Genomic DNA, 24,708 nt, shown 5'->3' with positions numbered 1-24,708 from the left:
GGGTCCGATGACTCCGGCGTGAGGACGCGGGGTACGTTCCGGCCCGCGCAGGGGCTATACGCGTGTCCCCGCCACGACTGTCGCCGTGGACCGCAGCCGGATGGCGCCGTCGTGCTCATAGCGCCCCAGCAGCTCGAACACGTCGGCGCGGATCAGCTCCCGCGATGTCCTGTCAGCCCGGGCCAGCCGCATGGAAACCGTGGTGGCGATTTCCGTCATGAATTCCCAGTACTCCTCGGGCGTCCCGTGCACCAGCTCGGCGCTGACCTTCCGCTCCGTGACTTCGGTGAGGCCCGCGTCCTTGAACCGCTGGGCCATGGAGCCGGGAGCGGCGCAGCGAAACAACCCTGGCGTGTTGGCCGGCGGCAGCGGCAGCTCGGTGTGCCGGGCGAGTGTTCCCAGAATGAGGCTGGCCCAGGGATTCTCGGCCGCCCTGCTCCAGACGGCGGCGCTGATCCGGGCCCCGGGCTTGGCCGTGCGCACCATCTCGCGCACCGCCGCCGAGATCTCCGGAAACAACATGAAGCCGAACCGGCAGAACTCAGCGTCGAAGGTGCGGTCCTCGAACGGCAGGGCGGCCGCGTCGCAAACGACGAAGCGCACATTGTCCAGGCCGGCGGCCGATGCCTTCTCGTGGGCAACCCGCAGCATTCCTTCGGAGATGTCCGTCATCACCACGGTGCCGCCCGGTACCCGACGGGCCGCGGTCAGTCCCGGCTCACCCGAACCGGCCGCGACATCCAGCACAGCAGCATCCGGCCGCAGCTCCGCTTCCTGAATCAAGGCGTCGCCGAACGGCCCCTGCCAGCCGAGAAGTTCGGCGTCCCATTTCCTCCATCCGGCGGAGAACTCGTCCCAGATGATGCGCTGCTGGTCACGGATCGCGTCGGCGGAGGCTGACATGTCAATTCCTAAGCTTGTCCCTACCTGTCGGCCCCCAGACCTTAGTGTGCGCCCCTCCCGTGGGCTGATCAATGACTTCGCACAGCGGCACGGGGCAGGCAGCCGGGGCAGTAGGGTTAATGCCATGTCTTCCCCAGAATCTCCCGCGTCCGGGCGGCGCAAAGTCACCGTCCGGCGGGCGCCGAAATATGTGCCGTTCCTGATCCTGGGCGCACTGCTGGGCTTCGCCGTCGCGGCCATCCTCGCCTACGCGGTCCCGGGCAATGAGAGCTACGACGCCGCCACGGTTTTCGGCTTCTTCCTGGTCCCCTGCGCCGCCGGCGGCGCAGTCCTGGGCGCCGTCGTCGCCCTGGTGCTGGACCGCCTCAGCATCCGCCGAGCGGAGCACGCCGTCGTCGAGCCCGTTGAGGACAGCGTGCCCGAAACGGGGACGGAAAACGGCGGCGCGTTCGACGGCGGAACGGGCAGCGGACCCCGGTCCTGATCCCGCCCTACAGGTCACAAACCGGGGCCCGGAGAAGTCCTGGCGTTCAACGTGAGATAATCGACCAGTGGCACGCGGCGATGGAAAACTTTCTCATGACCTTCTTCCCGGCGAAAAGGGCCCCCAGGACGCTTGCGGCGTCTTCGGGGTCTGGGCTCCCGGCGAAGAGGTAGCAAAACTCACCTATTACGGGCTGTATGCACTGCAGCACCGCGGTCAGGAGTCCGCTGGCATAGCGACCAGCGACGGCAAGCGGATCAACGTCTACAAGGACATGGGACTCGTGTCCCAGGTTTTCGACGAGACCACGCTGAACACCCTGACCGGGCACCTGGCCGTCGGCCATTGCCGCTATTCCACCACCGGCGCCAGCCATTGGGCGAACGCCCAGCCCACTCTGGGCGCGACGGCGACCGGCACGGTGGCCCTCGCCCACAACGGCAACCTGACCAACACCGCCGAACTCAAAGCCATGATCGAGGAACGCAGCGGCGGCCAGCTCAGCGGCGAAATGAAGCAGGGCAACACCTCGGACACCGCCCTGGTCACCGCCCTGCTGGAAGGCGAGGAGGGCAAGTCCCTCGAAGAGACCGCCATGGAGCTGCTGCCCAAGATCAAGGGCGGCTTCTGCTTCGTCTTCATGGATGAAGGCACCCTCTACGCTGCCCGCGACACCTACGGCATCCGCCCGCTCTGCCTGGGCCGGCTGGAACGCGGCTGGGTGGTCGCGTCCGAGCAGTCCGCCCTGGCCACCGTCGGCGCCAGCTTCATCCGTGAGATCGAACCGGGCGAGTTCATCGCGATCGACGAGGACGGCGTCCGTTCGCAGCGCTTCGCGGAAGCGACGCCCGCGGGCTGCGTTTTCGAATACGTCTACCTCGCCCGCCCGGACGCCTCCATCGCCGGCCGCTCCGTGTACGAATCCCGCGTCGAAATGGGCCGCCAGCTGGCCCGCGAGAACACCCAGGAAGCAGACATCGTGATCCCGGTGCCGGAATCCGGCACCCCCGCGGCCGTGGGCTACGCCGAGGAATCCGGCATCCCCTTCGCGCACGGTTTCGTCAAGAACTCCTACGTGGGACGTACGTTCATCCAGCCCTCCCAGACGCTGCGGCAGCTGGGCATCCGGCTAAAGCTCAACGCGCTGGAATCGGTAATCCGCGGCAAGCGTGTTGTCGTTGTGGACGACTCGATCGTCCGCGGCAACACCCAGCGCGCCATCGTGCGGATGCTGCGGGAAGCGGGCGCGGCGAGTGTGCACATCAAGATTTCCTCTCCGCCGGTCAAGTGGCCCTGCTTCTACGGCATCGACTTTGCTTCCCGTGCGGAGCTGATCGCCAACGGCGCCACCATTGATGAAATCACCCAGGCCATCGGCGCCGATTCGCTCGCCTATATCTCCGAAGACGGGATGATCGAGGCCACCCGGCAGCCGCGCGCACGGCTCTGCACCGCCTGCTTCACCGGCAAGTACCCGATCGAACTGCCGGCCGCGGACAAGCTGGGCAAGAACCTGCTGGAGCGCACGGACCTCGGCGGCCTTCCCGGAACTCCTGCCCCTCTGGGCGCCCCCGTAGCCGTCGATGCCGCTCGCGACACCGCCATCTCGCCCCAGGTCGATCCGGCCGAGAAGGCCGGCGCCACGGGCTGCGACCCAGGACCGGACTCCGAGTTCGAAGAGCTGCTCACCGAAGCTGACCTTGTGCCCGAGATTCACCACGAAGCCACCAACCCCGGCGCCGAAAAGAAAGAGCCCGTATGACTTCCGCCTCACCGGCCGCTGACATGAACGCTGCCCAGAACTCCGCCGGGATCACGTATGCCTCCGCGGGCGTCGACGTCGAAGCCGGCGACCGCGCCGTCGAACTCATGAAGGGCGCGGTCAAGGCGACGCACAACGCCTCGGTGATCGGCGGCGTCGGCGGCTTCGCGGGCCTCTACGATGTCTCGAAGCTGCTCACCTACAAGCGCCCGCTGCTGGCCACCAGCACCGACGGCGTCGGCACCAAGGTGGCCATCGCGCAGGCCATGGACATCCACGACACCATCGGGTTCGACCTCGTCGGCATGGTGGTGGACGACATCGTCGTGGTTGGCGCCGAACCGCTCTACATGACCGACTACATCGCCTGCGGCAAGGTGGTGCCCGAGCGCATTGCGGACATTGTCCGCGGCATCGCGGCCGCCTGCTCGGTCGCCGGAACCGCCCTCGTGGGCGGCGAAACGGCCGAACACCCGGGCCTGCTGGGCGAGCACGAGTACGACGTCGCGGGCGCCGCCACCGGCGTGATCGAGGCGGACCAACTGCTGGGCCCGGACCGCGTCCGCGCCGGCGACGTGGTGATCGGCATGGCATCCTCCGGCCTGCACTCCAACGGCTACTCCCTGGTCCGCCGCGTGATTAACCACGCCGGCTGGGCCCTCGACCGCCAGGTCTCCGAACTCGGCCGTACCCTCGGCGAGGAACTCCTGGAACCGACCCGCGTCTACGCCGCCGACTGCCTGGACCTGGCCCGCACCTTCCCGGTGAACTCGGCCCACGGCGTCCACGGCTTCAGCCACGTCACCGGCGGCGGGCTTGCCGCCAACCTGGCGCGCGTCCTGCCCCAGGGCCTGGTCGCCACGGTCGACCGCGCCACCTGGGAACTGCCGGCCATCTTCAAGCTCGTCGCCGAGCTCGGCAACGTACCCCTGGCCGACCTCGAGCGCACGCTGAACCTGGGCGTGGGCATGGTGGCGATCGTCTCCGCCGACGTCGCCGACGCCGCGGTGAACCGCCTGAACGACCGCGGCCTGCCCGCCTGGATCATGGGAACGGTGGAGGAAAACTCCGACGCGATCCTCAAGACCGGCCCGGACTACGTACAGGGCGCCAAGGGCGTCGACGGCGGCGCCGTCCGCCTGGTCAACGCCTACGCCTAACCCCCATCGAGTGCTCCGTAACGGCCGTTTTGAGCCCTCATAACGGCAGTTTGGGCCCACGCCGGCAGGGTTCCCTGGCCGAGCTTGCGAGGCGAGGGGGCCGGCGGGGAGCACTCGATTTGGTTTAGACCTCGAGCACGCTGAACACGCCGCCCTGCGGGTCTTGGAGCGTGGCGATGGTGCCGGCTTCCTCGGCCTCGCCTCCCTCGGCCTCGTCGGGTTCGATCAGCACGACGCCGCCCGCGGCCACCGCCGCCGCCACCGCGCCCGCGACGCTGGCGACGCCGAAGTACACCTGCCAGCCGGGCGTAAGGGTTCCTTCGGCGTCGGAGGGCACCGTGGCGATGCCGGCCACCTCGGCGCCGTCCACCATCAGCGTGGTGTAGCTCCCGCCGTCGTCCTGCGGGTATTCGGTGACCTCATGGCGGAACAGCTGCTGGAAGAATCCGACGGCGGCCTGCGGTTCCGGGGTGAGCAGCTCCGCCCAGGTCAGGGCCCCGGGCTCCTCGGTCCGGGCGGTCCCGAAGTGGGTCCCCGCCTCCCAGGAACCGGTGGTGCCACCGCCGGGCGGGGCGAAGAAGACCATCACGCCCGTGTCGCCCACGGCCTCGGGACCGAACTCCAGTGTGCCGTTCGAGTGGGTGAGGCTGTCGGCAAGGTCACGCGCGTCGTCGGTTGCGAAGTACACGTTCCATTGGCCGGGGGCTCCGGCGGCTTGCTGCTGCGGGTTCTGCGGCGCGATGACGCTCACCAGGTCGTCACCGAGGAAAGCCTGGGCGTAGCTGCGGCCGTCCGGCGTCGGCAGGTCCTCGTACCGCCAGCCGAAGACTTCGGCATAGAAGGCCTTGGCTGCCTCTACGTCGCCGGTCTGCAGGTCCGTCCAGCAGACCTCGCCCTCAGAAAAGCCCGTGCGCTTGGTCATGGTGTTCCTTCCGGGAAGACGTTCGACGCCGGACAGGCCGGCAGAATCAACCTAGTCCGGCTACGGGGACGGGGACAACATGCGGCCCAACTCCTCCGCCGCTTCGACGGTTCCCTGCGCGCTAGTAGACGTTCGTGCCCTGTGTGTCGAGTGGGTCCGGAACCGTCTTAGCGGCCGTGTGACGTGGACTGCGAGGTGCACCGGGGCACAGGAAAGGCCCGCCGGCCACGCCTCAGGAGGGCGCGGCCCGCGGGCCTGGAAATCAGTTGGTCGGCAACCTGAAACGGGTCAGGGTGCCGGAAAGAAGCGTCGACTAACCTATGCGACGGGAGTTAACCTCGTCGTCGTCATCTTCCACATCGTCCGCGTACTTATCCACGTAGGCCGAATAATCCGGCTCCACCGGCTCGCTCGAGAAGCGACTCGGTGCACGGACCTCCGAGCTCTTGAGCTCACGCTGAAGCGCAGAGTAATCAGTGTTCGGGGAATAGTACTTAATGTCCCGAGCCTGCTTGGTAGCTTTTGCCTTTTGACGGCCGCGCCCCATGGCGTGACCCCCTTTTGTACTCGGACCGGAGGTGGTCACCATTGGCGTTAGTGAGGCCCCGGAATGTTTGGTCAATTTGTCGTACACCTAGATTACATGCTTTCGGCCCCGACTGCTCGCCGGCACCGCTGCTGTGGACAGTACGGCGCCGCCCTGGCACAGGCCGCTGGACGCCGCCCGCGGAATCACCCGCCACGGAAGGCCTCGGACTGCCAACAAATGGACAAATTCATAGGTCCGCACTCCCGCACTTTAAGGTGACGGTATGAAAATGTTTTGCACACGGCTGGCGGTCGTGCTCACGGCGATCCTAGGCGTGAACTACGTGGGGTGGCGCTGGCTGGCGTCGTTGAACTGGGACGCCTGGTGGATCGCCGTGCCGCTGGTGGCGGCGGAAACGTACAGCCTGGTCGACGTGCTGTTGTTTGGCCTGACGGTGTGGCGGCAGAAGATCCGGACGCCGCCTCCCGCGGCGCCCGCCGACGCGACCGTGGACGTCTTCATAGCGACCTACAACGAGCCGCTGGACCTGGTGATGAAAACCGCCCTGGCTGCCAAGGCGATCCGGCACCCGCACAGCACCTGGATCCTCGACGACGGCGCACGGAGCGAACTGCGCGACCTCGCCGCCGAGCATGGGCTGGGCTATGTGACCCGCGGCGAGGACTGGACGGACATGCCCCGGCACGCCAAGGCCGGCAACCTTAACAATGCCCTGATGGTCACGCACGGCGAATTCCTGCTGATTCTCGACGCCGATCAGATACCCGAACCGGACATCCTGGAAAAGACGCTGGGGTACTTCAACAACAGGCGCGTCGCGCTGGTGCAGACGCCGCAGTATTTCAGCAACGTGCCCGCGGCAGATCTCCTCGGCAGCCAGGCACCGCTGTTCTACGGCCCGATCCAGCAGGGCAAGGACGGCTGGAACGCTGCCTTCTTCTGCGGCTCGAATGCCCTGCTCCGGCGCGAAGCTCTCATGCAACTGGGCCTCGTTGGCTACGTCAGGGAAACCGAAAAAGGTGTCCGGCGGGCGTTGGCCGCGTCCCGCTCGGCCCTGCGGCGGGCCCGCAAGTCTGCTGACGCCGACTCGCCGCTGGTACTTCAGATGCTTGCCGAAGTGGAGGCAGCAATCGAGGACGCCCGGCAACAGCTGGACGATGGGCAAGCGATAAGCGAAATCACCTACCGGGTCCGCCGGAAGGTGGACCAGGCTGTCCAGACCCTGGTCCAGGCTGACGTTTCGGCCCTGCAGGCCGATCTCGAGGAGATCGCTGCCATGGAACTCGCCCACCTCGGCGACGCAGGCGTCCCCGTGGTCGCCGATGACGCCGTGCACCGGATGTCCGCCCGGGACTGGTCCCCCTTGGGGGCAATGGAATCGGTGCAGGCGGTGCTTGATGCCCTCTCGGTGGAGCGGGCGGATGAAGCGCAGCCAGTGATGCCGCTGGCCACGATCTCGGTGACGGAAGACATGGCGACCTCCATGCGGCTGCACGCTCTCGGCTGGCAGAGCGTCTACCACCATGAGATCCTCGCCTACGGGCTGGCCCCCGAAGACATTGCGACCATGCTGACACAACGCCTTCGATGGGCACAGGGAACCATGCAGGTCCTGTTGCGGGAGAACCCGCTGGTGCAGCGCGGTCTCAAGCTTGGCCAGCGGTTGATGTACTTCGGCACGATGTGGACGTACTTGAGCGGCTTCGCCGCCGTGATCTACTTTGCGGCGCCGATCGTCTACCTCCTGCTGGGCATCCTTCCGGTCAGCAGCTTAAGTTCGGATTTCTTCATCCGTTTCATCCCCTTCATGATCGTCAACCAGCTGCTGTTCGCTGTCGCCGGCCGGGGCATACCCACCTGGCGTGGCCAGCAATACAGCCTTGCCCTGTTTCCGACCTGGATCAAAGCCTGTACGACGGCGGCCAGCAACGTCTGGTTCGGGCGCCCCCTGGGCTTCGCAGTCACGCCAAAGGACCGCCAGGCGGGCGGCCCCCGTTGGAGCCTGATCCGGCCCCAGCTCATCGTGACTGTTCTCCTCGTGGTCGCCGCTGTCGTGGGAATCGCGCGCCTTGCCACCGGTTTGTCCGAACCGATCGGTACGCTGGTCAACGTCATCTGGGTGGTGTTCGACATCGTGGTCATGAGCATCCTCGTCCGGGCCGTCCTGTACCAAGGGTTCCAGCCCTCTGGACCAGCCTCCGAAGCCGGCCCCCTGCTGACCGACGACCGTTATGCCGAAGAGAGGAAACACAGTGGAGCTTAGTTACGAGATCAAGGATTCATACGCCGAAATTTCGGCAGCAGGGCGCCTCAACATGGTCTCCGCACCAAAACTACGAGAATTTGTGGCCGAGGTGGTAGCCGCCGGGTCCAACAGGATCGTGGTGAACCTCAGTGATACGGCTTTCATGGACTCCTCAGGGCTCGGCGCCCTGATCGGGTGCCTCAAGGCTGCCCGGCAGGCCGGCGGCGACCTGCGGATTGCGGGTGTGCAGCCCCAGGTGAAGATGGTCCTTGAATTGACCAGCATGGACCGGGTGCTCACGTCTTACGCTTCTGCCGCAGAGGCCTTTACTAATGGGTGACGTTTTAGCCAGCCGCCGCTTCCGGGAGAGGGCTACGCCGGAAGCTATCGAATCGGTGCACGTCCACCTGGACTCCCTGTGGGAGGACGCGTCCTTCGTTCCGGAGATTGACCGCATGACCTTTGCCACGGCGGTCGTTGAAGCAGCGTGCAACGTCGTCCAGCACGCCGTCCCGGAAACTGCTGATCCCGTTGACCTGGGCGTTGACATCTGCGTCCGGGAGGAGAGCCTGCGGGCCAAAGTCAGTGCCTTCGGCGCTACCGACCCGCACCTCGGGAACCCGGAACCCGAGATGCCGGACGAAGACGCTGAGTCCGGGCGGGGGCTGGCGCTCATCCGGGCCCTCGTCACCACGGTGACCTTTCTCCGCCAGGACGGGACCAACACGTGGGTTCTGTCGCGGGATTCCCACCCTGAGTGACCCCGGGAGGAAGAGCGGCGACGGCCGCTGCAGGACTTCCGTGGGGACCGATGACGAAATGAACAGCTATGAAAGGTCCTCAGGGCAATGACGTTCAACCCGGGTGAAGGGCTGGCGGGAGTCGACGAAGTCTCGCCACTGCTGAAGCAAGTGCCAATCTTCGCTCTCTTCGCCGCAGCGCTGGTCATGAGCAGTTCCATTTCAACCCTGACGGTCAGTTTCGGGCCGGCGCTGGTCCTTGGCTGCGCCCTGATCGTCGCGGCGACCCTGCTGGCTGCGGTCCTCAGCCGGGCCTCCCTGCTGAAATTCGCCACCATTGTCCCGGCCTTGGATTTCCTCGCCGCCGGCTGCCTGCGCCACGTCACCGGCGAGAGCCATTCGATCTATGCTTCCCTCGTGCTCCTGCCCGTCCTTTGGTTTGCCGCACTGGAGGGACGCCGTTACGTCCTTTACGGCGCCCTGGGGGCCGCCGTTGCTATCCTGGTGCCCTTCGCCCTCGGCGCACAGACGCAGGACAATCCCAATGAACTGCTGCGCGGCCTCTACAGCACAATCATTTTTGCAGTTACAGGCTGGGTTGTTAACAATCTTGCTTCGCGGGCACGACGGCGTTTGGGAGCAGCCCGTGAGCAGGCCGCGGCGGCCGGTGAGGAACTGAGCCGTGCCGCTCAAATCCAGCGTTTCCTTCTGCCAAAAGAGGCAGCGCCGCTTCCCGGTTACGAAACGGCCGGTGCGTGCAGGCCTTCGAAAGCTGTGGGCGGCGACTTTTTTGACTGGTACCCCATCGAGGGCGGCCTGGGCTTCACCCTCGGTGATGTGATGGGCAAGGGCGCCGGTGCGGGCATGATCGCCGCGACGACGCGAGCAGTTATCCGCAGTGCTAGGAAGAGCGAAGACCCCGTCACGGCCCTGGCACTGACCTCGGACTGCCTTGCCACAGAACTCAGTCAAGCGGCAGCCTTCGCCACCCTTTTCCACGCGAGGCTTCGCGCCTCCGACGGACGCGTATTGTTTTCGGACGCGGGCCACGGCCTTACACTCCTCGTCCGGGCGGACGGCTCCTGGGAGCGGCTTGCCTCCCGGGAACTACCCGTCGGCCTCCTCCCGGAAGCGACGTGGAGCTCTTTCGAAGTCCACCTTGGCCCGGGCGACATGATCGTCAGTTTTAGCGACGGCGTGCTGGACCTTTACGACGGCACCCTGCGCGCGATCGACGAGATTGCCCGGCTCGCCACGGCCGCCGGCTCGGCCAAGGAACTCGTAAACGCAGTGCGCAAACGCGCCTCCCGACGGGCAAACCCGGACGACGTAACCATCCTCGCCGTTCGCCGGGACGCCCAGCAGGGCGTACTCGGAAGCGTGAAGAATTCCGCCCGAGAGTCCCCCGTGATGGCCCCGGCCGGGTAGCTGTCACGCGCCCTGCAACAATCCTGCGCTGATCCTGCGCCCGACCTCGGCCCTATCGGCTTCGCGGAATCTGCTCTTGCCGGACACTTGAAGGAGGTGGAACAAGCCACCTTGCTGGTTGCCGTGCAGTCCGGGGCCCTCGGGGCCAAGGCCGCCGGCTATCCCCCGCGGAGGTTTCATGAAGCTGTTGAGGTTGTCACTGTGTGTTCTGGCCTTGCTGGCCGGTTGTCTGACGACGGGCACTGCCGCATCGGAAGGCGCGGCCGCTTCCATCAGCCTCAGCCCCAACTCCGGACCGGCGGGCACGACGGTCAAAGTGACGGGGACCGGATTCCCCAAGAAAAGTGCCGGCACTGTCAAAGCGGGAACCGCGAGTGCGGCATTCACGGCCAGTGCCTCCGGATTCTTCGCCGTCGACGTCGTAATTCCAGCCGCTGCGGGTCCCACGCTGTCCGTGCAGGCGGTCGCGGCCACGTCCAAAGCTGCAGCCCAGTTCACGTACACCACCAGCTCCCCCGCCCAGCCAGCACCCGCCCCCGCAGGACCGGACACCGCCCCACTGCGCTTTGGCGTCGGTACTCCTGGGGGTCCCTTGGCGGCGGCCGAACTCGACGAAGTCACGGCCCTGGTCAACGAGGCGCCTTCGATCATCCTCTCGTACAAGGACTTTCAGCAGCCTCCTCCGCTGGCTGAGCTGGACGCAGCCCGGGCCCGCGGAGCCGTGGTCCTGCTGACCTGGGAGCCATGGACCTGGGGCGGCGGCGCCTCCCAGCCTGCCTACTCCCTGGACCGGATCACCGCCGGAGACTACGATCCCTACCTGCAGCAATGGGGACAAGCACTGAGGGGCTGGGGCCATCCCGTGATGCTGCGGTTCGGCCACGAGATGAACGGCAACTGGTATCCGTGGTCGGAGCAGCTCAACTCCAACGGACCGGGCGACTTCGTGGCCGCCTGGCGCCACGTGCATGATGTGATCGGGTCCACCGGTGCGTCTAATATCACCTGGGTCTGGAACCCCAATGTCCCCTACTGGGGGTCCACCGAGCTCGGCGCCCTGTATCCCGGACCGTCCTACGTGGATGCGGTGGCGCTGGACGGTTATAACTGGGGAGCTTCCGCCACCAGCGCCTGGGTGTCCCCTCCCCAGCTCTTCGGGGAAGGACTGGCACAGCTCCGCAGCCTGGCTCCCGGAAAGCAGATCCTCATCGCTGAAACGTCTTCGGCAGAGCAGGGCGGATCCAAGGCCGAGTGGAACGCTTCCCTGATCAGCTACCTCGCGGCCCAGGGCGACGTCAGCGCAGTCACGTGGTTCAACTTCAACAAGGAAACAGACTGGCGGATCAACAGCAGCGGATCATCGGCTGACGCCCTGCGGGCTGCGTTAGCGGGCAGGCCACGGTAGGAACGTACCGCAGCCTGCCTGCTTCCCGGTGCCGGCCCTTGCGGGGCCCGCGGCGCACTTCCGCGTGCCGGTACTCGTCAAGGATCGGCGGAATACAGTCCCGGCAGGTTTCTTGGATAGAGTTTCGGGGTGGACTTTCAGGAAGCACCACAACGCCGGGCCTTCGCCGCGGCAAAAGACGCAGGAAAGCGGTGAATTCTCAGTGACCGAAGAGAACGCAAGGCCCGGCACTGCCGGCACGCCTGGAGTTCCCCCTGCCGGAGGTGCCGGAGGGCTGTCCACGCCCGTGGCCGTTCCGCCCAAGCCGTCGACGCCGCCCACCTCAGCGACGCCGATCGTCCCGCCCGCGACTCCGGCTGCACCGCCCGTTGAGCCGACCGTCCCGCCCGCGACTCCGGCTGCACCGCCCGTTGAGCCGACCGTCCCGCCCGCGACTCCGGCCGCCCCGGCCGCCGCGAGCACCGCAGTGGCCCGCGCAACGAAGCAGGTGTCGGCGAACGCCGCCAGGCTGGGCCGGTGGGTCCGGCAGCAGCGGCTCCCACGGATGGGAGCGGCGGCAGTCGTGCTCGTCGTCGTCGGGCTTCTCGTCTGGTTGCTTGCCTCCACGCTGGGCGGCCCCAAATCGTCAGAAGCGGACAGCTCGCGCGCGGCGGCAACCTCACCGTCGGCTCCCGCCGGCCGGGGACCGCTTCCGCTCAAAGACGTCGCCCCGCTGGATTTCCGGTTGGGCGATTGCCTTGAGGACTTTGACCCCGACGCGCCGCAGTCGACCGTGGTGGACTGCGGCACAGGCCACTCAGCCCAGCTTGTCGCCGTCGAGCAGTACGCCGCCGCGGACGCCTACCCGGGCCGGGACGCACTGAAGCAGCGGGCCCGCGATGCCTGCAAGGCCGCTCCCCTGGTGGCCAAGGCCGGCGACTACGACCTCAGTTACAAGCTCGCTTATCCGAGCTCCCCCAGCTGGGAAAAGGGCGACCGCCGGGTGGACTGCTATGCCGTGGTGGGTACGGGCAACGTGATCCAGGAATCCCTGCTGCCGTAGCCCCTGCAGACGCAATCGGACAAACACGAAGGAGGCCACCCGGGAACAAACCCGGGCGGCCTCCTTTTTATGTTGTGTTGCTCGGCGCCCTACGCCGGCGCCTGCCGCTCGCGCCGGCGCCGGCCGACGATCCGGACTACCCCTTCCGGCGCACCGACAGCCCGCCTCCGGTGGGGAAACCGCCGTCGGGCCGGTCCGAGGAGTCCGCCGCGCCGCCCATGGTGAGCTCCATGAGGTCCGGGGCAGTGTCCACCACCACAGTGTCACCGTCCACAATCTCGCCGGCGAGGATGGCCTTGGCCAGCCGGTCGCCGATCTCGCGCTGGACCAGGCGGCGGAGGGGACGCGCCCCGTAGGCCGGGTCGAACCCGGTCACGGCCAGCCAGGCGCGGGCACCCTCGCTGACTTCCAGGTTGAGCCGGCGGCCCTTGAGGCGTTCGCCCAGATCCTTGACCTGCAGCTCCACGATCCGGGAGAGTTCCTCAACGCTCAGCGGATCGAACAGGACCACCTCATCCAGCCGGTTCAGGAACTCCGGCTTGAATGAGGCATTCACGGTGGCCATCACGGCGTCGCGCTTGGCGGCTGCATCCAGGCCCGGGTCCACCAGGAACTGGCTGCCCAGGTTTGAGGTCAGCACCAGGATGACGTTGCGGAAGTCCACGGTGCGGCCCTGGCCGTCCGTGAGCCGGCCGTCGTCGAGTACCTGGAGCAGGATGTCGAAGACCTCGGGGTGCGCTTTCTCCACCTCATCCAGCAGCAGCACGGAGTACGGCCGCCGGCGGACAGCCTCGGTGAGCTGGCCACCCTCCTCGTAGCCGACATAGCCCGGAGGCGCACCGACAAGCCGTGCCACGGAATGCTTCTCCGAGTACTCGGACATGTCGATCCGCACCATGGCGCGTTCGTCGTCGAACAGGAAGTCCGCGAGGGCCTTGGCCAGCTCGGTCTTGCCGACGCCGGTGGGGCCGAGGAACAGGAAGGAGCCGGTGGGACGGTTGGGGTCGCTGATGCCGGCGCGGGCACGCCGGACGGCGTCGGACACGGCCGCGACAGCCTTCTGCTGGCCGATGAGCCGTTTGCCCAGCACTTGCTCCATCTCCAGCAGCTTCTGGCTCTCGCCCTGCAGCATGCGCCCGGCGGGGATGCCGGTCCAGGCAGAGATCACCTCGGCGATGTCATCCGCCGTGACCTCGTCGGCCACCATGAGCTCCTGCTTGGCACCGCCGCCGGCCACCCGGGCGGACTCCGCCTCGGCGGCGGCGTTCAGCTCCCGCTCCAGGGCGGGCAACTCACCGTAGAGGATGCGGGACGCGGCCTCGAGGTCACCCTCGCGCTGGTACTTCTCCGCGGCCGAACGCAGCTCATCGATCCTCGCCTTCAGGTCGCCGACATGGTTCAGGCCTGCCTTCTCGGCCTCCCAGCGGGCGTTGAGGGCAGCGAGCTCCTCTTTCTTGTCCGCCATGTCCTGGCGCAGGGCAGCGAGGCGTTCCATCGAGGCGGCATCGGTTTCGCCGGCCAGGGCCAGCTCCTCCATCGTTAGCCGGTCCACGGCCCGGCGCAGCTGGTCAATTTCCTCCGGTGCCGAGTCAATCTCCATCCGGAGCCGGGACGCGGCCTCATCCACGAGGTCGATGGCCTTGTCCGGGAGCTGACGCCCGGAAATGTAGCGGTTGGACAGCGTGGCCGCAGCGACAAGGGCGGAATCGGCGATGGCCACCTTGTGGTGCGCCTCGTAGCGTTCCTTGAGCCCGCGCAGGATCCCGATGGTGTCCTCCACGCTCGGCTCCCCGACGTAGACCTGCTGGAAGCGGCGTTCCAGGGCGGGGTCCTTTTCGATGTTCTCGCGGTATTCATCCAGGGTGGTGGCACCGATCAGCCGCAGTTCGCCGCGGGCCAGCATCGGCTTGAGCATGTTGCCGGCATCCATGGAGCTGTCCCCGGTGGCGCCCGCACCCACCACGGTGTGGATTTCGTCGATGAAGGTCACAATCTGGCCCTCGGAGTTCTTGATCTCCTCCAGCACGGCCTTGAGGCGTTCCTCGAACTCGCCGCGGTACTTGGCCCCTGCCACCATAGAGGCGAGGTCAAGGGCGATCAGGGTCTTCCCGCGCAGGCTCTCCGGCACGTCGCCGGCCACGATCCGCTGGGCCAGGCCCTCGACGACGGCGGTCTTGCCGACGCCGGGCTCGCCGATGATCACCGGGTTGTTTTTGGTGCGCCGGCTGAGCACCTGGATGATGCGGCGGATTTCCGAGTCGCGTCCGATCACAGGGTCCAGCTTGCCGGAGCGGGCAATCGCCGTGAGGTCGGTGCCGAACTTCTCCAGTGACTGAAACGTGTTTTCCGGGTCCGCGTTATCCACCTTGCGATCGCCGCGGACCCCGGGCAGGGCCGCGAGCAGCGCTTCATGGGAGGCACCGGCGTCGCGCAGCAGCTTGCCGACGGCGTCGCTCCCGGCAGCAAGCCCGAGCAGCAGGTGCTCGGTGGAAACGAAGGTGTCGCCGAGCCGTTCCGACTCGTTCTGCGCGTTCTTGATGGCCTGCATCGCCGTCCGGGACAGCTGGGCCTGCTGGACCGAACTGCCGGACGTGGCGGGGAGCCCCTTAATCGCGGTGCTCGCCTGGACACTAACCGCGTCCGGATCAGCGCCGGTGGCCCGGAGGAGCGCGACGGCGACACCCTCGCGCTGGTCCATCAGCGCCTTGAGCAGATGAGCCGGCTCAACCTGGGGATTCCCGGCCGTCGAGGCGTTCATCGCGGCCGCGGAAAGAGCCTCCTGGCTCTTGGTGGTGAATTTGGCGTCCAAAGAGAGCTCCTTCCGGAATCGTGCTGATATCAAACTTGAGTCTAACGCGCTCAAGTCTGTTCGGAACACCCCTGCGGTCCATGTTTGCCCACGGCGAAACCACATTTCCGGCCGCAAGCAAATAGTTGTTTACACCGCCTCAGCGGCGCCGTAAGGTGCTCTCCTAACCCAAGGTTGCAGACAGCCTGGTGAAGGGAAGTTGAGCGCCATGAGGAAGAGCAAGTTTTCCGTCGCGGCCCTGGCCGCAGTGACACTGGTCGTGGCCCTGCTCGCCGGCGGCCCCACCATGGCAGCCCCGGCCGCCGACAAGCCGCTGATCGGCCTGACGTTCGACGACGGGCCCTCGCCCCAGCGCACCGCGTTCGTCCTCGACGTCCTCAAGCAGAAGGGCGTCAAGGCGACATTCTTCCTCGAGGGCACCCACGCGCAGCAGTACCCCGACCTTGTCCGCCGGATCAAGGCTGAGGGCCACGTGATCGGCAACCACTCGTGGGACCACGCCAACTTCCAGGACATCAGCCAGGCGCAGCAGAAGCAGCAGATAGACCGCACCAACGCTGCCATCAAGGCCATCACCGGCGAGGCGCCCAGCCTCATGCGGTTCCCGTTCGGCAACAGCACCTCTTACGCGAACGGCTACCTTAAGACCCTCGGTATGAGCGGCGGGGTTCTCTGGCGCTGGCACGTCGGCAACCCCGGCGACTTCGAGTGCCCCGGTGCGGCCGGCGTCCAGAAGTACGTGATGGCGGAGGCGGCACCCGGCGCGATCATCCTGCTCCACGACGCTGAGGACGTCTTGTCCTGCCGCTCGACACAGTGGACCTACCTCGCATCCACCATTGACGCACTGCGGGCCAAGGGCTACGAGTTCGGGGTGGTCGCCCCCTCCGCCACGGCCAACCCTGTGAACGAGGGCTCGCGCGGCGTCGTAGTCGCGCCCCGGTAACTTCCGCCCGGCGTGACCCGCCCGGACGGGCGTACTGCCGCGGCCCGCCGGGAGCAATGGACCCTTTTAAGCCATCCGACGGTCGGCTCCCCCAAGGAGCCGACCGTCGATTGATGGGACTGGTCCGATGTCGGCGGACCAGCACCATCGCGGCCGGGGAACCGCTCCAGCAGGATGCCGCTGTTCTTGCATCTTGTCACAGGTATGACAAATCTGTCACGTTATTTTTTGGAGTTTTCCGTGGGTACTCTTTGAGCATGGACGAGATCACGGCACACCAGCACACGCGCAGCGTTTTCCTCGACAAGGAGCACCCTGCCGCCTGGCGGGCCCTGAACGGGCTGGGCCTGAAAGCCAAGGAAGCTGCCGAGGAAGCAGGCCTGGACCGGACGCTCATTGAACTGCTGAACGTCCGCATCTCCCAGATCAACGGCTGCGCCTACTGCCTGGATCTCCACGTGGGAGACGCGTTGAAGAACGGCGAATCCACGCAGCGGCTCGCGGTACTCCCCGCGTGGCGGGACACGGACCTCTTCACTGAAAAGGAAAGTGCAGCGCTGACACTGGCTGAGGCGATCACCGCCATCTCCGACGCCGAAGCACGCGAGCGGGAAGGATCCGCTGCCCGGAAGCACCTTTCCGCCGCGGAGTTCTCGGCCGTAAGCTGGCTCGCCATCGCAATGAACGCGTTCAACCGGGTCTCGATCGTCAGCCAGCACCCCGTCCGGAAGGCCCGCGGCTAAGCATCGGGAGCTTGCCACTCGGAATAGACTGCACCCATGGCCGTCTACCTTGATCCGCCGCTCTGGCCTGCCCACGGCACCCACTTCTCGCACCTGGTCTCGGACACCTCCCTCGAGGAGCTGCACGCCTTCGCAGCGGCTGCCGGCATTCCGGAGCGGGCCTTCGACGGCGACCATTATGACGTCGCCGAGGCCCGGTATGGAGCCCTCGTGGCCGCCGGTGCCGTGCCCGTCGAGGCACGGATCCTGGTACGCAAGCTGATCGGAAGCGGCCTTCGGATCCCGGCCCGGCGCCGCAGCGCCTCACTCAAGCTTCCCCTGCTGACCCGCTGGAACGAGGTGCTTCCGGGTCACGACGCGCTATTCCTGGACCTCCTGGACCGGTGGGGTGAGGAGCACCGCCGGTATCACGGCCGCACCCACCTCCTCGCGGTGCTCGAGGCGCTCGACCTGTTGACCGAACCGGCCGCACCGCCCCGCACCGTGCTGCTGGCGGCCTGGTTCCATGACGCCGTCTACCGCGGCATCGCCGGCCAGGATGAAGAGGAGTCCGCCCGCCTGGCGGAGGACCTGCTCCCGAAGACGGGGCTGCCCGGGGCCGACGTGGATGAGGTTGCCCGGCTGGTGCGGATGACCGCCGACCACCGCCCGGAGCCCGGAGACGACGACGGCGCCCTCCTCAGCGATGCTGACCTGTCCGTCCTCGGCGGGGACCCGGCCTCCTACGCCCGTTATGTGGCAGCCGTCCGGCAGGATTTTGCGCACATTGGCGACGAAGACTTCGCGGCCGGCCGCGCCGCCGTCGTCCGCAACCTGCTGGAACTCGACCCGCTCTTCCACACCAGCCGGGCAAGGGAGCTTTGGCTGGCAGCGGCGCACTGGAATCTACGCGGCGAGCTCGCCTGAGCGGAAGGCCGCCCGTCACGCCTTCGAGCGGAGGTGCTCGGCCAGGCGGTCGAACGACTCACGCCAGCCGACGCCGTGACCGTCCCGGTTGTCCAGAGTGTCGAAGGGGCCCTGCGTAAACGTCATCCGGGTGCCGCCGTCGATCTCCTCCAGCTCGAAGGTGACCTCGGTTTCATAGCCGCGGGTGCCGTCCGGTTTGTCCCAGGCGTGGGTGAAAACCAACAAATTCGGCGGTTCCACGTCCGTATGGACTCCGCTCCACCAGTGCTCTTGGCCTGTGTTGCCCTGGATCATGCAGGCGCGGTAGAAGCCGCCCACCTCCAGGTCGGCGTCGATGCTTTCACGCGGCGTGTGGAAGCCGCGCGGCCCCCACCAGGCCGGAGCCTGATCGAGGTCCGTCAGGGCCGACCACACTGTGGCGATAGGAACCTGGAACTCGCGGGTGATGACGAGCATGAGGTCATCGGGGAGCGCCTCAGGGCCGGCGCCCTGGCCAGCAGGACTTGCGGCATCAGGGCTGACGTGTTCGGACATTGCGGTTCCTCCTTGTCGGTTAGCGGTAGGCCTTGCTGTACGCCGTCACGAAAGGCCTGTCACTCGGGACAATCTGTTTGCCCAATGGCATCAGGGATACCGGGATGAGCTTGAGGTTGGCGATCGCCAGCGGAATACCGATGATGGTGACGGCCATCGCGAAGGCCGTGACCACGTGGCCGATCGCAATCCAGATGCCGGCCACGAGCAGCCAGACAACATTGCCGAGCAGCGAGAACACACCCGTGCCGCCGGGCCGGTCCACCACCGTGCGGCCGAACGGCCAAAGCGCATAGGAGGCGATCCGGAAGGAGGCGAGCCCCCAGGGGATGGTGACGATGAGCAGGCAGCAGACGACCCCGGCAAGGAAATACCCGATCGCGAGCCACAGCCCGCCAAAAACCAGCCAGATGATGTTCAGCAATGTCTTCATGGCCCCATTCTCTCCTGTACTTGCCTCATTCCGCCTAGGGTTTGCGCCCGGCAGTCCCCGAATCCCCGCCCGACGGACGGTCACGCATTGGGCGGACTTGGTCTGCGCCGGATCGGAAATGATACTTGGAGCATGCCAGCGTACCTGTTGCTTTCCCTGACCTTGCCGCCGCGGGAACTTGGGGTGATCCGGTGACGGCTATTGCGGGCATCGTCGGGCCTATTCTCGAGGTCATGACCTGGGTCGGGTTCGTCCTGGGGCTGCCGCTTCTGGCCTGGGGCTGGATATCGTTGCGGCGCCGGTGCGTGTGGGCCGAAACAACGGGCACCGTGATCAGCGCCGGAGGGTTCAAGGGTTACCGCTGGACGGACCAGGACGACGCGGACCACCGCTCCCTTCTGCCCGCCGCGGAGGCGCAAGGCCTGGTGGACGGGGCCGACGTCGTCCTCTTCTATGACGTGTGCCATCCGTCCCGCTGGGGGCTGGCGCCGCCCAAACGGGACCACGCCGCCTGGATCGTCGGCTGGATCCTGACCGGTACCGGTGCCGTGGCGACGGTCGGCGGCTTTGTCGTGCTGCTGTTCTGAGCACCGACTGGCCGCCGGTTAGGCCTGTTTCACCATGGCCGCTTCGACGTTGATCTTCACCTTGTCGCTGACCAGCAGCCCACCGGCTTCGAGGGCGGCGTTCCAGGTCAGCCCGAACTCCTTGCGGCTGATTTCCGCCTCGGCGCTGAACCCTGCGCGGGTGGCGCCGAAAGGATCCACGGCAACGCCGCTGAACTCGACCTCGAGGTCCACCGGTTTGGTGGTGCCGCGGATGGTGAGGTCACCCGTCAGGACGTAGTCCTCGCCGTCGCCCCGGATGGACGTGGCGTGAAAGGTCATCTCCGGGTGGTTCTCGACGTCGAAAAAGTCAGGGCCGCGGACATGGGCGTCCCGGTTGGCGTCGCCGGAATCGAAGCTGGCAGTCTCAACGCTCGCGTGCAGGCTGGAGTTGGCCAGGGAGTCGCCCACGCGGGCTTCGGCGGACGCCGCCTTGAAGCGGCCGCGGACCTTGCTGATGCCTGCATGGCGGACACTGAATCCGATTTCGCTGTGGGACATGTCCAGCGTCCAGACGCCGGGGATCAAACCTTCGGGCAGAGTCACAACGGTCTCCTTCGGCTCAGGGTGGCGGACCATACCCGCCGGTCGTCGGGGTACTCCCCTAATGAGCATGCTAACGGGGCGGCTGGTCCCCGGCTAGGGAGCGCGGCCGCGGAACGAGGGGCTGCGGAACCTACGGTTGCGGTGCCCCGACGCCAAGGCATTTGGTATCTGGTGCCCTGCGGGGTGCACCGTTAGTCTGGCCTGTAAAAATGACCCCGTATTGGTAGAAGCCTGATCCATCAACTCTTGTGAGGCATCATGGCCGGAACGCTGCGACGACGCACGAAATTCAATCTCGCGGCAGGCCTGCTGGCGGCGGGACTGCTCGTGACGGCCTGCCAGCCCGAGCCTCCCCGGCCGTCCCCGTCGGATTCATCGCAGCCGTCGCCTTCCACGTCCAGCTCGCCGCCCAGCCCGTCCCAGCCGGGCCCGAGCGGCACGGTCCATTTCACCGCGCAAGGAGACGTCGGGATCGGGTCAGGAGCAAAGAAAGTGCTCGACGCCATCGCGGAACTAAAACCTCAGCTGAACCTGGCCCTGGGGGACCTGGGTTACGAGTCCGGCATCGAGGAGCAATTCTGCGACATGGTCACGGGCAAACTGGGCACCGACCTGCCGTACCAGCTAGTGACCGGCAACCACGAGAGCGACGGCCACGAAGGGGACATCGAGAACTACATCCGCTGCCTGCCCAACAAACTTCCCGGGCTGCAGGGCGAATACGGAACGCAGTGGTACGCCGATGTCCCCGAAAAAGATCCCGTTGTCCGTTTCGTTCTGGTGTCCCCTGGCATCGACTTCCGGAACGGCCCGCTCGACTATTCGAAGGGCAGCGAGCGGTGGCGCTGGACCACCGACGCCATCGATTCGGCCAAGTCACAAGGTATACCGTGGACCGTCGTCGGCATGCACGTCCCCTGCTTCAGCGTGGGCAGATACGGCTGCCAGGCCGGCGAGGAATTCACCAACATGCTGATCGAGAAAAAGGTTGATCTGGTGCTTTCCGGCCACGACCACGTCTATCAGCGGACCCACCAGCTGAGCACGGGCGCCAGTTGCCCGGGGCTCAAGCCAGCCGCCTTCTCGCGGGGTTGCCTGGCCGATTCAGACGGCACGATGCGGCAGGGCCAGGGGACGGTCTTTGCAACCGTCGGAACGGGCGGCATCGGACTGTACGACATCAACAGCAAGGACCCCGAAATGGGCTACTTCGCGATGACATCCGGCAAGAACCGCAACCCCACGTTCGGCACGCTGGACGTGAAGGCGACGGCGGAGGAGCTCACTGCCAGGTTCGTTCCCGCGAAGGGTTACAGCCTCAAGGATTCATTCGCGATCCAGCGCGGATAGGGCTGAGGCTGCGGATCCGGCATCGGATCGGCTGCGCCCGCTTGGCCGGTGCCGGCGGCTAGGCCGGCACCCAGATACTGATCCAGTCCAGATAGACGTGGCCCTGGGTTTCCGGGGCGGGGCATCCCGTAAGGCAGGATTCGGTCTGCAGGACGAGGTGCATAGGCGCCGACGGCACGTCGGTGGTACTTGCGCCGAGGGACCGACCGTCAAGGAAAAACTCAACCCGCCCTGGGCTCCACTCCGTTGTGGCGACGTGCCACGAACTTGCTGACTGGTCAGAGTCAAATTTTGCGAAGGCATCAACGGGTCTAGCAAAGTGAAACGCGCCGTAAATTATCCTGGAGAGATCACCCTCGGGAAAGTCGATTTCACCGTCCCGAGGCCAGACGCCGCTGTCAGGCCATAGGAGCCATGCCGTCTTGTACCCGGGCATCGGGTCAGCACGGTAGCGAACGGAGTATCGCCCGTAAAGGAGGCTGTTGGCGCGCGGCGGGTTAATGCTGGCGTTGGGAAACTTGGGGGCGGGCGCTGCCCCCATAATGATCCCGTTTTCGGAGTGCAGGAACCAGTCCAACATTCCGTTTTGGACGCTGAGCACTTTGGTTGGGTAGTAGCCCGTTTTGGTGCCGTAAAGTTGCCGTGCAGTGTCCGGCGTGCCGTCTTTGTAACCCTCAGTCCAACGCTCTTCGTACAACGGCCCCGGGAAGGCGCCGAGCGGGACGTCGCCCGCGGTGAAATCCTCCATGAAGACTTGCTTCCACCCGGGCAGGTCGCCCACCGGGCTCACGTCGGCAGTGCGGTCGGAGTTGGGGGACGGAGTGCGCGCACGGGGCGCCGCAGGCTTCTGCGGCGGGAGCGTGGCCGATGCAGTGCCCGGGGGCGGGAGCGTGGCCGATGCAGTGCCCGGGGGCGACGCGGACTCCGCGCCGAAGGGACGCTCGGGCCGGGGAGCGGACCCTTCCCCGCATCCCGCGAGAACCAGTACGACGGCAGGAACAAGCGCCAACCGGGAGCTTCGGAGCCTCGTTCGTCCAGCAGCGCGTCGTACGGATGTCCGCATCGGGTCAGTCTCGCACGTCCAAAGCCGGGCAATCAACAGGCTTTCCCGGCCCCGGCGCCAGTTTTCAGCGCAACTCCTGGATTCAGGCACTCAAAGGTTCAACTTAACCCAAGGTTTCCGGAAGGTGACGGAAGCAGTATTTAGCCGGGGGAAATGTACCTAAATGCCCACAATCAACCAGCCTTACGGCTGTGCTTGCCGGTTCGCGCTCGGGCAAGCTGTGGCTGGGGCAGCAGACTACGTCGTTGAGTGGTGAGGCCGATGTCCATCCCGAATCTCAAACCACAGTTGCGCCCCCAGACAACGCCTCCGCCGACTGGTCCTTCAGTAAGCGTGGTCATTCCTACCCTCAATGAGGCAATGAACCTGCCGTGGGTGCTCCGCCGGATGCCGGCATACGTGGATGAAGTGGTCATAGTCGACGGGCGTTCCCTGGACTGCACCGTCGATGTTGCGCGTGCCCTGCGGATGGACGTCGTGGTTGTAGCCGAACCTCGCTCGGGCAAGGGCAACGCCGTGCGGGCGGGATTTGCCGCTGCTTCCGGCGACATCATTGTCATGCTCGACGGCGACGGCAGCATGGATCCGCAGGAAATCGGCTGGCTCGTCACGCCGCTCCAGCACGAATACGATTTCGTCAAGGCCTCCCGATACGTCACCGGCGGCGGCTCGGATGACCTGACCAGGCTGCGGAGCTCCGGCAATCGGGTGCTGACCAAGTTGGCCAACGCCGTCCTGCACAGCGGCTTCTCGGACCTTTGCTACGGATACATTGCCCTGCGCCGGGAATGCGTGGAGATCCTGGAACTGCAGTCCGACGGCTTTGAAATCGAGACCGAGCTGATTGTCCGGGCCTCAAGAGCAGGGCTGCGGATAGCCGAGGTCCCCAGCCACGAGTTGTGCAGGATCTCCGGAAAGTCCAACCTGCACACCTTCCGCGACGGGTGGCGGGTATTGCGCACCCTCGCCATGGGAACGCGTTCTCTGGGAGGCGCCCACCGCCGGCGCCCGCCCCGAAGCCCTGCGTCGGGTCAAATACAAGTACCCCAGCGAGATGTTCCCGCACATCCCAACTGATCCCCAGAGTGTCCTGGGCCTGCGGCCGGGGGCCTAAGATGTCCCACGCCGCAGCCTTTCCCACGATTTCCGTGGTCATTTGCTCCTACACTGAGGACCGTTGGGACAGGTTGATGGGGGCGCTGGACTCCGTCCGGGCCCAGACCCGCCCCCCGCAGCAGACGATCGTCGTCGTCGACTACAACATGGACCTCTACAAGCGGCTGATCTTCACCGTCCCCGACGTGGTGATCGTCGAGAACAACGGGCCGAAGGGTCTCTCCGGTGCCCGCAACACTGGAGCCGCCGTCGCTAAGGCTACGGTGGTGGCCTTCCTCGACGACGACGCGGAAGCAGCCCCGGACTGGATCGAACGCCTCGCCGCCATGTATGACGATCCGGATGTGCTGGCAGTTGGCGGACGGGTTGAGCCGCGCTGGGAGGCCGGCCGGCCGGGGTACTTCGCGGAAGAGCTGGACTGGATTGTCGGCTGCACCTACCGGGGCATGCCCAAGGTCGCGGCTGAAGTCCGCAATGTCATTGGTGCGAACATGTCTTTCCGGGCTGACGTCGTGGACCGCGTCGGCGGGTTCAACCCCTCGCTGGGACGCCAAAACACCCTGCCCCTCGGCTGTGAAGAGACGGAGCTCTGCATCCGGGCCGTCCTTGGTGCCCCCGGCTCGCGGGTTGTCTACGAACCCGCAGCGGTCGTGCAGCACCACGTTCCGGCCGTGCGCGGTACGTTCCGCTATATGCTGTCGCGCTCCTGGTCGGAGGGGATCTCCAAGGCTCAGGTCAGCCGGATCGTGGGCCACAAGCGCGCTCTGGGACCTGAACGCCGCTACATCAGGCAGGTGCTGCCGCGGGCGGTCTTTGCCGGTATCCGCGGCTGGTTCCGGGGCGATGACCCCGCAGGCCTGGAGCGTGCAGGGGCGATCGTGGCCGTATTTGCCGCAACCGCAACCGGTTACCTGCGGGGCCGCCGCCTGCGTGCAGTTCCGGTGGCGAAAACAGCCCCGACGCCGACGGACGAGTTGTGGCGGGAAGTCCAGTGAAGCACCGGGCCCCCATAATGT

Annotated in this window: 25 protein-coding genes; 16 read left to right on the top strand and 9 right to left on the bottom strand. The window is 66.3% G+C overall.

The window, feature by feature from the left end; translation table 11 throughout:
- Positions 1–54 precede the first annotated feature (54 nt).
- Entirely contained in the window at positions 55–903 is an 849-nt protein-coding gene (locus tag QFZ65_RS03210; RefSeq protein ID WP_306908132.1) for a class I SAM-dependent methyltransferase, read from the bottom strand.
- 124 nt (positions 904–1,027) lie between these two features.
- Between QFZ65_RS03210 and QFZ65_RS03205 the strand changes: the two genes are divergently transcribed.
- From QFZ65_RS03205 to purM, 3 genes are all read left to right on the top strand, one after another.
- A complete protein-coding gene (locus QFZ65_RS03205) occupies positions 1,028–1,387 on the top strand; it encodes a hypothetical protein (protein ID WP_306908131.1) in 360 nt (119 codons plus the stop codon).
- Between the two features lie 67 nt (positions 1,388–1,454).
- Positions 1,455–3,149, top strand: coding sequence for an amidophosphoribosyltransferase (purF, locus tag QFZ65_RS03200; protein WP_306908130.1), 1,695 nt, complete (start codon positions 1,455–1,457; stop codon positions 3,147–3,149).
- Positions 3,146–4,309, top strand: a complete 1,164-nt coding sequence (purM, locus tag QFZ65_RS03195) for a phosphoribosylformylglycinamidine cyclo-ligase (RefSeq protein ID WP_306908129.1) — start codon at positions 3,146–3,148, stop codon at positions 4,307–4,309. The genes purF and purM overlap by 4 nt, the downstream gene beginning before the upstream one ends.
- A 124-nt stretch (positions 4,310–4,433) precedes the next feature.
- On the opposite strand, the gene QFZ65_RS03190 is transcribed toward purM, so the two are convergent.
- Positions 4,434–5,231 carry a VOC family protein gene (locus QFZ65_RS03190; protein ID WP_306908128.1) on the bottom strand — a complete coding sequence of 266 codons (798 nt, stop codon included), beginning with the start codon at positions 5,229–5,231 and terminating at the stop codon, positions 4,434–4,436.
- Positions 5,232–5,544: 313 nt separating this feature from the next.
- Positions 5,545–5,778: a DUF3073 domain-containing protein gene (locus tag QFZ65_RS03185; RefSeq protein ID WP_306908127.1), complete on the bottom strand. Its 234-nt coding sequence runs from the start codon at positions 5,776–5,778 to the stop codon at positions 5,545–5,547.
- Positions 5,779–6,043: 265 nt separating this feature from the next.
- Between QFZ65_RS03185 and QFZ65_RS03180 the strand changes: the two genes are divergently transcribed.
- From QFZ65_RS03180 to QFZ65_RS03155, 6 genes are all read left to right on the top strand, one after another.
- Complete coding sequence (locus QFZ65_RS03180; protein WP_306908126.1) at positions 6,044–8,044, top strand: glycosyltransferase family 2 protein; 2,001 nt, start codon at positions 6,044–6,046, stop codon at positions 8,042–8,044.
- Positions 8,034–8,366, top strand: a complete 333-nt coding sequence (locus QFZ65_RS03175) for an STAS domain-containing protein (RefSeq protein WP_306908125.1) — start codon at positions 8,034–8,036, stop codon at positions 8,364–8,366. Before QFZ65_RS03180 ends, QFZ65_RS03175 begins: the two co-directional genes overlap by 11 nt.
- Positions 8,359–8,787: an ATP-binding protein gene (locus QFZ65_RS03170; RefSeq protein WP_306908124.1), complete on the top strand. Its 429-nt coding sequence runs from the start codon at positions 8,359–8,361 to the stop codon at positions 8,785–8,787. Before QFZ65_RS03175 ends, QFZ65_RS03170 begins: the two co-directional genes overlap by 8 nt.
- A gap of 87 nt (positions 8,788–8,874) precedes the next feature.
- Positions 8,875–10,194, top strand: a complete 1,320-nt coding sequence (locus QFZ65_RS03165; protein WP_306908123.1) for a PP2C family protein-serine/threonine phosphatase — start codon at positions 8,875–8,877, stop codon at positions 10,192–10,194.
- Between the two features lie 178 nt (positions 10,195–10,372).
- Entirely contained in the window at positions 10,373–11,599 is a 1,227-nt protein-coding gene (locus QFZ65_RS03160) for a glycoside hydrolase family 26 protein (protein ID WP_306908122.1), read from the top strand.
- Between the two features lie 202 nt (positions 11,600–11,801).
- Positions 11,802–12,641, top strand: coding sequence for a septum formation family protein (locus QFZ65_RS03155; RefSeq protein ID WP_306908121.1), 840 nt, complete (start codon positions 11,802–11,804; stop codon positions 12,639–12,641).
- 136 nt (positions 12,642–12,777) lie between these two features.
- On the opposite strand, the gene clpB is transcribed toward QFZ65_RS03155, so the two are convergent.
- The gene (gene clpB / locus QFZ65_RS03150) at positions 12,778–15,450 is read right to left on the bottom strand and encodes an ATP-dependent chaperone ClpB (RefSeq protein ID WP_306908120.1); all 2,673 of its coding nucleotides are present in this window, start codon (positions 15,448–15,450) and stop codon (positions 12,778–12,780) included.
- A gap of 208 nt (positions 15,451–15,658) precedes the next feature.
- Between clpB and QFZ65_RS03145 the strand changes: the two genes are divergently transcribed.
- The 3 genes from QFZ65_RS03145 to QFZ65_RS03135 all read left to right on the top strand — a co-directional run bounded on the left by QFZ65_RS03145 (position 15,659) and on the right by QFZ65_RS03135 (position 18,045).
- Positions 15,659–16,396, top strand: coding sequence for a polysaccharide deacetylase family protein (locus QFZ65_RS03145; protein ID WP_306908119.1), 738 nt, complete (start codon positions 15,659–15,661; stop codon positions 16,394–16,396).
- Positions 16,397–16,653: 257 nt separating this feature from the next.
- Positions 16,654–17,139: a carboxymuconolactone decarboxylase family protein gene (locus QFZ65_RS03140; RefSeq protein WP_306908118.1), complete on the top strand. Its 486-nt coding sequence runs from the start codon at positions 16,654–16,656 to the stop codon at positions 17,137–17,139.
- A gap of 36 nt (positions 17,140–17,175) precedes the next feature.
- Complete coding sequence (locus tag QFZ65_RS03135) at positions 17,176–18,045, top strand: DUF4031 domain-containing protein (RefSeq protein ID WP_306908117.1); 870 nt, start codon at positions 17,176–17,178, stop codon at positions 18,043–18,045.
- Between the two features lie 15 nt (positions 18,046–18,060).
- Here the strand turns inward: QFZ65_RS03135 and QFZ65_RS03130 are convergent, their stop codons facing one another.
- Both QFZ65_RS03130 and QFZ65_RS03125 read right to left on the bottom strand, forming a co-directional pair.
- Positions 18,061–18,579 (bottom strand): SRPBCC domain-containing protein, encoded by a 519-nt coding sequence (locus tag QFZ65_RS03130; RefSeq protein ID WP_306908116.1) that lies wholly within the window; start codon positions 18,577–18,579, stop codon positions 18,061–18,063.
- A 19-nt stretch (positions 18,580–18,598) separates the two neighbouring features.
- Entirely contained in the window at positions 18,599–19,012 is a 414-nt protein-coding gene (locus QFZ65_RS03125) for a YccF domain-containing protein (RefSeq protein WP_306908115.1), read from the bottom strand.
- Positions 19,013–19,203: 191 nt separating this feature from the next.
- Between QFZ65_RS03125 and QFZ65_RS03120 the strand changes: the two genes are divergently transcribed.
- Complete coding sequence (locus QFZ65_RS03120) at positions 19,204–19,599, top strand: hypothetical protein (RefSeq protein ID WP_306908114.1); 396 nt, start codon at positions 19,204–19,206, stop codon at positions 19,597–19,599.
- Positions 19,600–19,617: 18 nt separating this feature from the next.
- Here QFZ65_RS03120 and QFZ65_RS03115 read toward each other — a convergent pair whose 3' ends face one another.
- Positions 19,618–20,163: a YceI family protein gene (locus tag QFZ65_RS03115; RefSeq protein WP_306908113.1), complete on the bottom strand. Its 546-nt coding sequence runs from the start codon at positions 20,161–20,163 to the stop codon at positions 19,618–19,620.
- A gap of 239 nt (positions 20,164–20,402) precedes the next feature.
- On the bottom strand, positions 20,403–20,615 hold the full coding sequence (locus QFZ65_RS03110; RefSeq protein WP_306908112.1) for a hypothetical protein: 213 nt from the start codon (positions 20,613–20,615) through the stop codon (positions 20,403–20,405).
- A 40-nt stretch (positions 20,616–20,655) separates the two neighbouring features.
- On the opposite strand from QFZ65_RS03110, the gene QFZ65_RS03105 reads away from it, so the two are divergent.
- Positions 20,656–21,513, top strand: coding sequence for a metallophosphoesterase (locus QFZ65_RS03105; RefSeq protein ID WP_306908111.1), 858 nt, complete (start codon positions 20,656–20,658; stop codon positions 21,511–21,513).
- 58 nt (positions 21,514–21,571) lie between these two features.
- On the opposite strand, the gene QFZ65_RS03100 is transcribed toward QFZ65_RS03105, so the two are convergent.
- Positions 21,572–22,261 carry a glycoside hydrolase family 16 protein gene (locus QFZ65_RS03100; protein ID WP_306908110.1) on the bottom strand — a complete coding sequence of 230 codons (690 nt, stop codon included), beginning with the start codon at positions 22,259–22,261 and terminating at the stop codon, positions 21,572–21,574.
- Positions 22,262–22,909: 648 nt separating this feature from the next.
- On the opposite strand from QFZ65_RS03100, the gene QFZ65_RS03095 reads away from it, so the two are divergent.
- Positions 22,910–23,653 (top strand): glycosyltransferase family 2 protein, encoded by a 744-nt coding sequence (locus QFZ65_RS03095; RefSeq protein ID WP_306908109.1) that lies wholly within the window; start codon positions 22,910–22,912, stop codon positions 23,651–23,653.
- Positions 23,654–23,691: 38 nt separating this feature from the next.
- Complete coding sequence (locus QFZ65_RS03090) at positions 23,692–24,687, top strand: glycosyltransferase family 2 protein (protein WP_306908108.1); 996 nt, start codon at positions 23,692–23,694, stop codon at positions 24,685–24,687.
- Positions 24,688–24,708: the final 21 nt, after the last annotated feature.

The sequence above is a fragment of the Arthrobacter sp. B3I9 genome, assembly GCF_030816935.1.
Classification (GTDB): Bacteria; Actinomycetota; Actinomycetes; order Actinomycetales; family Micrococcaceae; genus Arthrobacter.
Note: the sequence above shows the minus strand (reverse complement) of the source record. Positions and strands in the feature narration are given on the sequence as shown.